At 44.1% G+C, this 12,500-nt stretch carries 10 protein-coding genes, 1 rRNA gene and 1 pseudogene (2 of these 12 only partly in view); 9 read left to right on the top strand and 3 right to left on the bottom strand.

Annotated elements, in window-relative coordinates:
- The 7 genes from ACZ5AE_RS27110 to ACZ5AE_RS27080 form a co-directional block, all read left to right on the top strand.
- Nucleotides 1-934: the 3' portion of an ROK family protein gene (locus ACZ5AE_RS27110; RefSeq protein WP_464567844.1), read on the top strand. It extends 179 nt beyond the left edge of the window; 934 of the gene's 1,113 nt are visible here — the last part of the coding sequence; its start codon lies beyond the left edge, outside the window; its stop codon occupies nucleotides 932-934.
- Between the two features lie 109 nt (nucleotides 935-1,043).
- The gene (locus tag ACZ5AE_RS27105) at nucleotides 1,044-2,561 is read left to right on the top strand and encodes a sodium:solute symporter family protein (protein WP_464567842.1); all 1,518 of its coding nucleotides are present in this window, start codon (nucleotides 1,044-1,046) and stop codon (nucleotides 2,559-2,561) included.
- Between the two features lie 89 nt (nucleotides 2,562-2,650).
- Nucleotides 2,651-3,904, top strand: a complete 1,254-nt coding sequence (locus tag ACZ5AE_RS27100; RefSeq protein ID WP_464567840.1) for an AGE family epimerase/isomerase — start codon at nucleotides 2,651-2,653, stop codon at nucleotides 3,902-3,904.
- Nucleotides 3,894-5,204, top strand: coding sequence for a neutral/alkaline non-lysosomal ceramidase N-terminal domain-containing protein (locus ACZ5AE_RS27095; protein WP_464567838.1), 1,311 nt, complete (start codon nucleotides 3,894-3,896; stop codon nucleotides 5,202-5,204). Before ACZ5AE_RS27100 ends, ACZ5AE_RS27095 begins: the two co-directional genes overlap by 11 nt.
- The gene (locus ACZ5AE_RS27090) at nucleotides 5,182-5,961 is read left to right on the top strand and encodes a glucosamine-6-phosphate deaminase (protein WP_464567836.1); all 780 of its coding nucleotides are present in this window, start codon (nucleotides 5,182-5,184) and stop codon (nucleotides 5,959-5,961) included. The genes ACZ5AE_RS27095 and ACZ5AE_RS27090 overlap by 23 nt, the downstream gene beginning before the upstream one ends.
- 5 nt (nucleotides 5,962-5,966) lie before the next feature.
- Nucleotides 5,967-7,154 carry an N-acetylglucosamine-6-phosphate deacetylase gene (gene nagA / locus ACZ5AE_RS27085; RefSeq protein WP_464567834.1) on the top strand — a complete coding sequence of 396 codons (1,188 nt, stop codon included), beginning with the start codon at nucleotides 5,967-5,969 and terminating at the stop codon, nucleotides 7,152-7,154.
- Nucleotides 7,154-7,909: a sugar isomerase domain-containing protein gene (locus ACZ5AE_RS27080; protein ID WP_464567832.1), complete on the top strand. Its 756-nt coding sequence runs from the start codon at nucleotides 7,154-7,156 to the stop codon at nucleotides 7,907-7,909. Before nagA ends, ACZ5AE_RS27080 begins: the two co-directional genes overlap by 1 nt.
- Before the next feature lie 84 nt (nucleotides 7,910-7,993).
- On the opposite strand, the gene ACZ5AE_RS27075 is transcribed toward ACZ5AE_RS27080, so the two are convergent.
- A complete protein-coding gene (locus ACZ5AE_RS27075; RefSeq protein WP_464567830.1) occupies nucleotides 7,994-8,692 on the bottom strand; it encodes a Dph6-related ATP pyrophosphatase in 699 nt (232 codons plus the stop codon).
- Nucleotides 8,693-8,884: 192 nt separating this feature from the next.
- On the opposite strand from ACZ5AE_RS27075, the gene ACZ5AE_RS27070 reads away from it, so the two are divergent.
- Entirely contained in the window at nucleotides 8,885-9,070 is a 186-nt protein-coding gene (locus ACZ5AE_RS27070) for an HNH endonuclease (RefSeq protein ID WP_464567828.1), read from the top strand.
- A gap of 112 nt (nucleotides 9,071-9,182) precedes the next feature.
- On the opposite strand, the gene ACZ5AE_RS27065 is transcribed toward ACZ5AE_RS27070, so the two are convergent.
- Both ACZ5AE_RS27065 and ACZ5AE_RS27060 read right to left on the bottom strand, forming a co-directional pair.
- Nucleotides 9,183-9,605 (bottom strand): VOC family protein, encoded by a 423-nt coding sequence (locus tag ACZ5AE_RS27065; RefSeq protein WP_464567826.1) that lies wholly within the window; start codon nucleotides 9,603-9,605, stop codon nucleotides 9,183-9,185.
- Between the two features lie 810 nt (nucleotides 9,606-10,415).
- A pseudogene (locus ACZ5AE_RS27060) lies at nucleotides 10,416-10,532 on the bottom strand (D-lyxose/D-mannose family sugar isomerase); the annotation flags it as partial.
- A gap of 473 nt (nucleotides 10,533-11,005) precedes the next feature.
- On the opposite strand from ACZ5AE_RS27060, the gene ACZ5AE_RS27055 reads away from it, so the two are divergent.
- Nucleotides 11,006-12,500, top strand: a 16S ribosomal RNA gene (locus ACZ5AE_RS27055) (it continues 55 nt past the right edge of the window).

Here is a 12,500-nt window from a genome sequence, read left to right as displayed (position 1 = left end):
TGATGAGCAAGGTGGGGTAGGCCGCCCGCGCAAACAGCTCACATTGGTTTCTACCAGCTATAAATCCATTGGAATCTCTGTCCAAAAAACATCTGGGCAATTTGTGGTGACGGATTATTGCTCGAACATCCTTGAAAAAGGAGACTTTACCTTACCTGCGAATGATCCGAATCAATGGTGCGAAGGATTATATCAGTATAGTGAGTCTCTATTGAAACGTCACCCTGAGGCCTTAGGAATTGGAATCGGTATTGCGGGTCTTGTGGATCCTCTCACAGGAATTATTCATTATTCATCCCATTTAGGGTGGAAAAACATTCCTCTTAAGGACGAGCTATCCGGCCTTTTGGTGCCTGTTAAGGTCTTGAATAATGTTAAGGCTTCAGCCTTGGCACCTATTAGTAGGATTCTGGATGGCAGGATTCGAAGTGCCTTTTACATTCGTATCGGAAAGGGGATAGGGGGAGCTCTGATTATAGAAAATGACCTTTTCCATGGTGTTAACAGTACAGCTGGGGAAATCGGGCATTTTGTTGTCAAATCGGATGGGCCATTGTGTACTTGCGGCCAACGAGGATGTTTAGAATCATTGGTGAGTATACCAAATATTATGAAAGATATCCCAGAAACCTCTTCGCTTACAACTTTGATTGAGAATGGAAAAGAGGCTATATTTCGCGAGCGGGGAGCCTATTTGGGGGTAGCCATCTCCCAAATCATACACCTATTTAACCCGCAATACGTGATTGTTGATAGTCCATTGGAACAAGTAACGTCCTTTAATGAGGCGGCTTTAAACTCCGTTAGAGAGCGAACGCTTCAGTTTCCGTTTGAGCACACAGAAATTCTATTTATCAATTCCCAATTCGGTACGGAGCAGGGAGCTGCCTTGTCCGTGATTTTAGACTTTGAGCAAGAATTTATTGGTGATTGAATTATATGAAAATTTTAAATATATTGACTGATTTACACGCTTGTGTTATCTTCTAACTAATTAGTCCTAGACTATGACTAATTAAGTTTAAAAAAGGAGATGAGTAAACGTGTCAGTGCTAGATTGGTTTGTTTTAGGTCTTTTCTTTTTAATTATGATTGGAATTGGTATTTGGTCTTATCGTCAAATTAGCGGTACTCAAGATTTCTTCGCAGCTGGGGGTAAAATGCCATGGTGGCTCTCTGGTATTTCCCACCATATGTCTGGTTATAGTGCGGCAGTTTTTGTTGCGTATGCCGGAGTTGCTTATCAGTATGGATTTACCCTTTACATTTGGTGGGCAGTACCTGTTTCTATAGCCATCTTTATTGGTTCATTTTTATTAGCACCACGGTGGTCGCGACTACGGCAGCGGTTAAATGTAGAATCTCCAATGGAATATTTAGCCATGCGTTACAACGTGCCAACCCAACAGCTTATGGCTTGGAGTGGAGTTTTACTGAAAGTATTTGATGTTGGAGCAAAATTGGCAGCGATTGCAGTCATATTAAATGTATTTGCGGGAATTCCCATGGTTGTTGGAATTATCGCATCCGGTGTGATCTCTTTAGCTTATTGTTCGATTGGTGGTCTGTGGGCAGATGCATGGACTGACTTTGCCCAATTCATCGTTCAATTAATCGCAGGAATTGCGATGTTTGTCATTATTGCAGCCAAGCTGGGCGGCATCAGTTCCTTTATGGGAATTTGGGACAAACTCCCACCCTCACACACGGAGCCGTTTGTAGGTCCGTACACGGTTGGATTCGTATTGGCGTACCTTTTAATTGACTTTTTAAGCTATAATGGCGGGACTTGGAACTTAGCACAGCGGTACATTGCCTCTCCAAAAGGATCGGACGCACGAAAAGCAGCCCTTTTATCATCAGCTTTGTATTTAATTTGGCCACTCATTCTATTCTTTCCAATGTGGGCCGCACCTTTATTCTACCCAGACTTAGCCGATCCGACTCAATCCTATTCGCTCATGGCAAAGGAGTTTTTACCTCCGGGAATCGTTGGACTAGTATTGGCTTCCATGTTCGCCCATACGATGGCCATGACTACCTCTGATGCAACTGCCATCACTGCAGTGGTATCAAGAGATATCCTGCCAACGATTTCAAATAAATTCCGTCATATGACCGGAAAAGGTTCCCTTCGTGTCGCACGAATCATTACCGTTGTTTTTACATTTTTCACTTTAATTATTGGACTTAATGCCAATTCCTTTGGTGGAGTGCTGGGATTAATCCTGGTATGGTTTGGTGCACTTGTAGGTCCTATCTCTATTCCGATGCTATTAGGATTACTACCTGCCTTTCGTCATAGTGATTCGAAGGCAGCCATTGTGTCTTGGTTAGCGGGAATTCTCACTTTTGCTTTGGTGAAATATGGGGTTAATGCAGGCACCGCGGGAACTGTAGCTGCTCCTGTATTAGTTTCAGCTATTTTATATATTGGAATGGGTTGGCTGAATCGCAATCAACCACTGAAACCAGAGGTGGAAGAATTGATGGAATCCTTAAATTACGATATCGATTCCTTAGATCAACCAGATTCTTCTTCGGTGCATATACCGAAATAATCGGATGTTTATATTTTTATTCGCTTTGATGATGGTTGTTTTTTGAAGGGAGATTCCTTCCTCTTTGAGTATGAAAGTGAGGTGCGAACATGGATCTACGGCAATTTTATCAAAATCACATTGAAATGGATTTGATTCCTTTTTGGCAGAAGGCAATTGACGAAGAAAACGGTGGTGTTTTTACCTGTTTTGATAATCACGGGGCGAAACGTTTGAGTACAGATAAATATACTTGGTCTCAAGGCAGATTTGTATGGTTATGGTCAAGAATCGCGGATTGTGTCCAACGAAAAGATCTTACGGGTAATGCTGACAACTATTTATCTTTTGCCAAAAAGACGATTGATTTTCTCCTTCAACATGTGTATCTGGACAATGGCAATTGCGCTTATCTTCTCACGCAAACCGGAGATAAGAAGGAAAGTGTACCGGGGCAGGGGTATGATAGCAGTTTTTATGCTGACTGTTTCGTTGTAATTGGCCTTGCCGAGTATGCAAGAGTGGCCTCTGATGCTGCGATTTTTAAGGAAGCGAAAGTTTTGTATGACAGGATTAGTGAACGTTTAAAAATTGGAAGCGTTCGCAGCGAGCCGTATCCGATCCCAAAAGGATGTAAAGTTCACTCGGTGCCGATGATCATGTTAAACGTTACCCAAACGCTATTGGAAGCCGCCGACATTCTTGATAAGGTTCATATCGAAGATTTAGAGCAAAAGTGTCAATCGTATCTTACTGACATTATGGAAGTCTTCGCATGTGAGGATGGCAGAATGGCCGAGGTATTGCCGTTGTCAGGACCGGTTCCAGACAACATACTATGCCGACATGTTAATCCTGGACATGCCATCGAATGCATGTGGTTTGTTATTGCCGCTGCCAAACGTCTTAACCAAAATCATTATATTGAAAAGGCCTGCCATATCATCGAACATGCATTTCTGCTGGGGTGGGATGAAAGTTATGGGGGGTTATTGCGATTCGTCGATCGGGATGGAGGAGCCCCAAAGGGGGAGTACACTGGCGATCCTTATGAGCAGTTGATTTTGGATACTTGGGATAGCAAACTTTGGTGGCCTCATTCAGAGGCCCTGTACGCTCTGCTGTTAGCTTATCAAGAAACCGGTGACGTGAAGTTTCTAAACTATTATGAAATGACACATGAGTATGTATTTCGCATATTTCCTAATCCGGATCCAAGAGTAGGAGAATGGATTCAAATTCGCAATCGGAAAGGGGAGCCGATGGAGAAGGTCGTCGCTTTGCCCGTAAAGGACCCGTTCCATATCTTACGAAACCTTTTGTTGATTGTTGAACTGTTGGAGGAAACAAGTAATGGGGAATAGCTTTCAGTTGGGTGTTGCCAAAATTGATATTACCCCGGAATCACCGATACCTTTAGCAGGTTTTGCCCACCGCAAAGGAGCGTATGAATCGATCATTCGTCCCATTTATGCAAGGATATTGGTATTTCGTCAAAAGGACGAGCAAGAGAAGCTGCAACAGGCATTAATCGTTTCGGCCGATTTGATTTGGTGGGGATCCGATCGGGTCCCCCTATTCAAACAACGTATTGAAAAAGAATGGGGGATTGCGGAGTCATCGATTTTTCTGCATGGAACCCATAGTCATTCAGGTCCTCAAACAAGCACTCGCTTTACGGAATCGCTTGGTGAACCGTCCCTTTCTTATCTGGATTCGCTTGAGGAGAAGATTTCTGAAGGTATTGGGCTTGCCATTGGAAATCTAGAGACGGTAAGTGTTGAATCTCAGAAAGGTATGTGTGAGATTGGCATCCATCGCAGAAAATGGGTGGACCAGGGGATTCAAATGGCTCCTAATCCTATGGGTCCTGTGGACCCTGAGTTGACCGTGATTCGATTCCAAACGGAGTTGCATAAAACCAAGGCACTTCTTATTCACTATACATGCCATCCGACCACAACGGACGAACCCTTTCTATCCTCTGAGTACACTGGGTATGCAATGGAGAAGATCGAAAGCCATTTAGGTGAGTCTTGTGTAGCGGCATTTCTGCAAGGGTGCTGCGGGGATATTCGCCCTTCATTGGTGAGTGGGGAAAAGTTTTATCGTGGAACGGATAAGGATGTCAGGAGATTGGGAGAGATAGTATCCCATCATGTATTGTCACTTTTAGAAAAATCAATGGCCCCCCATGTTCCCGAGTTACGGTCAGGTCAGACAATCTCCGTGCCGTTAAAGGTCCAAATGGTGCCAACGATTGATCAGTTGCAGGAAAAAAGCAGGGAGCCTGGAATTACCGGAGAGTGGGCCGAAGGGCTTTTAAAACATCCGGAAAAAAGGATATCAGCGATCAATTTAGAGATGACTTACCTGACACTTACTAATCATTTTTCTATCATAAGCTTTAATAGTGAAATGGTAGTAGAATACGGGTTATTTATTAAAGAGTACTTCCCGGATGTACTGCCGGTTCCCTATACGAACGGAATGATCGGCTACATCCCAACAAAACGGCAGCTTGAAGAAGGCGGATATGAAGCCGTTGATTCTACTCCATACTTCGGATTGCCCAGCTGTTTTGACCATTCAATCGAACAGGTGATAAAAGAAAAGATTATTGATTTAATAGGAAAGGAGAATGGCATTGAATCAAGCTATTAGTCCAATCAACACACAAATCGCCGATCAACTAAAGGTGAAAGTATATTCCAATCGCAAGCAAATGGGGGCCGAGTCGGCAAGAGAGGTCGCGGATAAAATCAGGGAACTGCAGCAGCAGAAAGAACAGATTCGCATGATCTTCGCCGCTGCTCCCTCTCAAAACGAGTTCCTGTCTGCCCTTTCTGTTGCAGAGGGAATTGATTGGTCACGGATTACCGTATTCCATATGGATGAATATATAGGTTTGCCGGCGGAAGCCCCCCAACGGTTCAGCCAATTTTTATGCGATCGATTATTTGATCTGGTTTCGCCTGGTGTCGTGAATCTGATCAACTCAACAGAATCGGCTGAAACAGAATGTAAAAGGTATGCTGAACTACTTACTGAAGCTCCCATTGATATCATCTGTTTGGGTATTGGGGAAAACGGTCATTTGGCTTTCAATGACCCGCCGGTAGCCGATTTCTCTGATCCTATGGTAATAAAATGGGTCCAATTAGATGATGTATGTCGACAACAACAGGTGAATGATGGTTGTTTTCATCATGTGGATTCCGTTCCTACACATGCCCTAACGATTACCATCCCCACCATTCTTTCGGCAAACTATCTCTATTGTATGGTGCCTGGCAGCTCTAAGAGAAAAGCGGTGGAAAAGACATTGAAAGGGCCAATCTCGACAGATTGTCCTGCTTCGATTCTGCGCAGCCACCCAAATTGTGTTCTCTATCTGGATTCAGAATCATATGGGGTTTAGGAACGATGGAGAATTTTAAGGGTAGAGAAATCGTAGAGGGTATTCATTATCTGACTGGAGAAACGATCATCCTCCGTCTTGAAAAGGGAAGCATCGCTGATATTCAATTAACGGAAAGAAATTATACTGAATCCCTCCCTTACATTGGTCCTGGTTTAGTAGATTTACAGATTAATGGATTTAAGGGCTTGGATTTTAACACATTGCCTTTTTCATCTGAACTCGTTGATAGAGCCACTAATGCCATATGGCAAGAAGGGGTCACGACCTATTTACCTACTATCATCACGAATAGTGATGAGAACATCGCACAAGCGTTATCCACGATTGCCCAAGCCTGTCAAGAATCCGAAATGGTACGACGGACAATTGGAGGCATTCATCTAGAGGGTCCATTTCTATCTCCTGTAGACGGTCCGCGCGGGGCTCACGCGAAAGATTATGTGAAAGCACCTGATTGGAACTTGTTTGAGTATTGGCAGGAAAAGGCCTTTGGCGCGATCAAGCTGATTACATTATCACCTGAGTGGCCAGGTGCCTCTGATTTTATTTCCCGTTGCGTGGAATCTGGTGTACAGGTGTCCATTGGACATACAAATGCAACGGTTGAGCAAATCCGTGAAGCGATAGCTGCTGGAGCAAGAATCTCGACACACTTTGGAAACGGCGCACACATAATGCTTCCTCGGCACCCTAATTATCTTTGGGAGCAGCTCGCCGCCGATGAATTATGGACATGTGTCATTGCGGATGGCTTCCATCTGCCAGAATCTGTTCTCAAAGTTGTCCTGCGGGTAAAAGGAAAAAAAGCCATCTTAGTGAGTGATGCTGTTATGTTTGCAGGATTTCCTCCAGGGGAATACCAGACACATATTGGAGGCAAGGTCGTGTTAACAAAGGAAGGAAAATTACACTTGGCGGAATCCCCTCAATTATTAGCAGGCTCAGCACAAATGCTTTGCCTGGGAATTGAAAACTTTGTTCAATTTGGGTTAACCGATTTAACGGATGCATGGGAGATGGCGTCGATCCGGCCATCTATGTTAATGGATTTTCCTTCTAAGGGAGGCATAAAGATTGGAGCACCGGCGGATCTGGTGTTGTTTCATTGGGATCAAGGGAAAATTCAGGTTCTTGAAACGATCAAACAAGGAAAACGAGTCTACCAAAAACAAGCGGAGGAGAAGGTGTGATGGCTACAGTTACGGGTCAATATTTATCAAAAATTATGAAGCATTTGCAACGACTGCATGATGATGAGCAACCAGCCATACAGGAAGCGGCAAATATGCTTGCAGAGCACATTATGCAAGATAAACTGGTGTTTGCTTATGGGCCGGGAGGGCATTCAAACCTAGGATCTCAGGAAATTTTTTTCCGGGCAGGCGGATTGATGCATGTTAGTGCCATGTTAGATGAGGGGACCCTGCTCAGTGGCGGTGCTTTACGTTCTATGGCAGTTGAGCGAACCCCTGGTTATGCGAAAATCGTCATGGATGACTACGGGTTACAAGAAGGGGACCTGCTCATCATCATTAATGCTTATGGCATTAACTCTGCTACGATTGATGCAGCTTTGGAGGCGAAAAGAAGAGGGATAAAAACGATAGGGGTCACCTCGGTTCATCACGCGTTGTCCACTCCAGAAGAACATGAGGCACGCCATCCGTCTAAGAAAAACTTACATGAGCTGGTCGATATCGTACTTGATTGCAAGATTGAAGTAGGAGATGCGGTGGTACAAATAGAAGGTCTAGATCAGCGTGTCGCGGCCATGTCTACGTTTGCAAATGCCTTCTTATTAAATTCTTTAGTTGCGGAAACGATCGATCTATTGGTCAAGCAAGGAGTAACCCCGCCGATTTGGATGAGTGGGAATGCAACAGGCGGCGACGAGGCTAATGCCCGATTTATTGATCGATTCAAAGGGCGGATTAAAAAGCTTTAGGAGTCAACTGGGGGCAATAGTGAAAAGGCAGCGGCATAATTCCGTTGCTTTTTCACATTTCTAACAGTATTTTTTACACCTTCATCATCTCATGCATTCCTTACCTTTTAGTTTAATTCCAACGAATTTCCAACGATCCCTTTCGTTTATCATTTGATCGTCGATTTCTATTGGAATAGGATCTAGAAAGATTGGTCCATTATAAACAAAGGTATGGTACTCGCCGTACTCCCCACATGGGTCAACGTCAGGAGGCAATGCTTCCAGCCATTCTTTTGTCAAGGTTTTCCCTAAAAAATGGGACGACAATTTCGTTGAATCTATGGATATGACAGCAGCTTTCCATCCTTCTTCCACCAATTGTCGAGCGAATGTTTTTGTATTCAGTCCCCATAATGGCAGCAGCAATTCAAATCCGTATTTCGCGAGTAATTTTTCTTTATAGGTCTTGACCTCTTCCAAAAATAAGTCGCCATATGCGATTTTTGTGACTCCAAAATGGTTCCTGAAATAACCCATGGTGCTTATTAAACCATCTTCGAAATTCTCCGTGGTAAAATCGTTCATTTTTATTTTGTATAGAGGTAGTCCGATGGCTTCCGCTTGTTTTTCTACTAGCCGTTCATCAATGTGGTGACTAGTGACGTTTCCATTGTTCGTACAGGTTGTCACTAATGATATGATTTTATACCTTGGATCCTTTAACAATTGGCTGACTAAAAAAGCGGAGTCTTTTCCGGATGAAAAGGCAACGACGATATTTTCAGGGATTATTTCCTCCATGGTCTCATCCTTTCTCAGATGACTATTAACTATCATCTTCTCTTTCTATAGTTATTCTACTGTCCGATATATTGTGGCGTCCATCTATTTAAGAGGGAGTGGATCAAATTTGATCAATCAATGATGATTAATAGAAACTTTTACATTTGGGAATTCGGATTGACGCTTTACTGATAGGGAGTTTTTCAGAATGTGAGAGGAAGCCCCTTTAAAAGAGCAGACGGAACTCCTTATTTAGAAGTCCATCATATTAATAGATTAGCTGATGGCGGGAAGGATACGGTCGAAAATGCAATAGCAGTTTGTCTAGATTGTCATTGGGGGCTGCATAATGGATTGAAATTGATTGAAGTAATTTGGCCTCGTAAGATGTATTGATAAACCATACAAACATAATAATTACAACAGAGGAAGCCTCCTGTCCATCTGAACAGAAGAACAGAAGGCTTCGTTTGTCGGTGGAGTGGAAGTCATTTTGCTAATACTACGGTTACTCTGCCGGGACGTTCACTTGGAAAGTAACGCCGAATTTGTCCTTTACTTGCCCATACAAAGGGCTCCAATCTGTCTTCTGAAGGGGCATGATGACTTGTCCGCCGTCTGCCAAAGAGGCGAAAATTTCTCTAGCTCTAGCCTCTTCTTTGGGATGGATGGCCATCTGAATCGAATTGCCCTGCTGATAAGGCATGCCTTCGTACGTATCGCTGAACATGAGATCATCTTCTCCGACTTTCAAGTGTGCATGCATCACGCGATCCTTCATTTCATCTGGCAATGGATAATTCGTGTCCTCCGGCATATCTCCAAACGTCATGATCCCCATCACTTTCCCGCCAAGCGCTTTCTCGTAAAAATGGACCACTTCTCTAGTATTACCTTCAAAAATCAAATACGGGTTCAAACTAATTGACATCAATCAACAGCTCCTTAGACTCATTTATTTATAATGCTTTAGTAATTTGCACTTGGCAGTAATCACTAACCATTATTGCCATAATCATACAATATAACACGGGGAAGAAGTCGGTAATATGCTGTTGTTGTCCGAAGACCTCAGATAAAAATATATAAAATGACAGATGATTTGGCGTGGGGTGAGGGAGTCTCGGAGTCAGCCCCCACTAGAAACAGTGTCGGGAACTTACGCGTTTAGATATCGACATAATCTGCTGCCAAAATCGATATAAATTCAGCTGTAGAAAAGGCTCAGGCCAATACTAATTAATCGTTTGGTTAAATGACAAAACTTTTGGCCGGAAAAGTCAGGGGAAATCGGTTAAATCAATATTTTTATAGCTTTTAAACAAACGTTTGATAGGGTAGTCGGTAGTAGATTTTGATGGAAATTAGCGGATTGCTGGGTTTGGGATACACCACCTAGAAAGGAATCACCGCATTTTGGCAGCATTCGTCAAAAATCCCAACGAGAATAGATTAGAAACGTTGCTCTATCAACATTTTGGTCCAATTTACATAAACGTTTGTTTGACCGACAAGCATTTTAGTGATGGAGGAAGTAACAATCCGCCAGCTGCAAGGCTTTAAATCGTTTTACACAAACGTTTAGTTAGGTTGCGCTGGAGCAACAATTTGTAGAAATACATCGAACGATCATAGTTATGAACCATAACTTCCAATAGATTTTGTGGAGCCTGTGGACGTTTCTTTTGTCTTATATTTCGATTTGAAAGAAACGTCCTCTTTATGGAATTCATGTTGCAATCTACTTTTCTATCACTGGAATGCGGTTGATTTCCGGATCAGTAAAGATATCGTATTCGTCTAAGCTTTTCGTGGAGAATTCTGAGACTACTGCGTCATCTTCGCCCGCTTGGAACCACGGTTATCAGGGCAAGAAACAGCGGATACAATGATAATTGAGTAAAATAACATTATCATGAGATAATCCAATAGGGAGAAATTACCAGTTGAAATCTATGCGTAAAAAGGATATATTATTACTCCGGTCACTTTTTCAGGTGACGAAATGCATTATGATATCAAACTATCATGTTTTTGTTTCAATTAAATGAAAAAAACTTTTAGTTGACTCTTAGTGCTTATGGTGTTATGATATTAAAGTCGCTTTTGAAAAGAGCGGTCGGGTCAATCAAAGTTGAAAAAATAATGGTTGATAGATTGCGGTAAATATGATATAATATTTTTTGTGTCACTTTTACAAGCGACAAAGATAGTTCTTTGAAAACTAAACAAACAAAAACGTCAACGTCAACAAACAATAATGATCATGTTTCTTCTATATAAATAGAAAACATGAGCCAACGTAACATTTTTGAGCTAATCAACTCAACTTTATTGGAGAGTTTGATCCTGGCTCAGGACGAACGCTGGCGGCGTGCCTAATACATGCAAGTCGAGCGAATCACTGGGAGCTTGCTCCCGGTGGTTAGCGGCGGACGGGTGAGTAACACGTGGGCAACCTGCCTGTAAGACTGGGATAACTTCGGGAAACCGGAGCTAATACCGGATAATTTCTTCCTTCGCATGAGGGAAGGTTGAAAGTCGGTTTCGGCTGACACTTACAGATGGGCCCGCGGCGCATTAGCTAGTTGGTGAGGTAACGGCTCACCAAGGCGACGATGCGTAGCCGACCTGAGAGGGTGATCGGCCACACTGGGACTGAGACACGGCCCAGACTCCTACGGGAGGCAGCAGTAGGGAATCTTCCACAATGGACGAAAGTCTGATGGAGCAACGCCGCGTGAGCGATGAAGGCCTTCGGGTCGTAAAGCTCTGTTGTCAGGGAAGAACAAGTATCGGAGTAACTGCCGGTACCTTGACGGTACCTGACCAGAAAGCCACGGCTAACTACGTGCCAGCAGCCGCGGTAATACGTAGGTGGCAAGCGTTGTCCGGAATTATTGGGCGTAAAGCGCGCGCAGGCGGTCCTTTAAGTCTGATGTGAAAGCCCACGGCTCAACCGTGGAGGGTCATTGGAAACTGGGGGACTTGAGTGCAGAAGAGGAAAGCGGAATTCCACGTGTAGCGGTGAAATGCGTAGAGATGTGGAGGAACACCAGTGGCGAAGGCGGCTTTCTGGTCTGTAACTGACGCTGAGGCGCGAAAGCGTGGGGAGCAAACAGGATTAGATACCCTGGTAGTCCACGCCGTAAACGATGAGTGCTAAGTGTTAGAGGGTTTCCGCCCTTTAGTGCTGCAGCTAACGCATTAAGCACTCCGCCTGGGGAGTACGGCCGCAAGGCTGAAACTCAAAGGAATTGACGGGGGCCCGCACAAGCGGTGGAGCATGTGGTTTAATTCGAAGCAACGCGAAGAACCTTACCAGGTCTTGACATCCTCTGACACTCCTAGAGATAGGAATTTCCCCTTCGGGGGACAGAGTGACAGGTGGTGCATGGTTGTCGTCAGCTCGTGTCGTGAGATGTTGGGTTAAGTCCCGCAACGAGCGCAACCCTTGATCTTAGTTGCCAGCATTCAGTTGGGCACTCTAAGGTGACTGCCGGTGACAAACCGGAGGAAGGTGGGGATGACGTCAAATCATCATGCCCCTTATGACCTGGGCTACACACGTGCTACAATGGATGGTACAAAGGGCAGCAAAGCCGCGAGGTGGAGCCAATCCCATAAAACCATTCTCAGTTCGGATTGCAGGCTGCAACTCGCCTGCATGAAGCCGGAATCGCTAGTAATCGCGGATCAGCATGCCGCGGTGAATACGTTCCCGGGCCTTGTACACACCGCCCGTCACACCACGAGAGTTTGTAACACCCGAAGTCGGTGGGGTAACCATAAGGAGCCAGCCGCCTAAGGTGGGACAGATGATTGG

The organism is Neobacillus sp. S1227, assembly GCF_055385255.1.
Note: the sequence above shows the minus strand (reverse complement) of the source record. Positions and strands in the feature narration are given on the sequence as shown.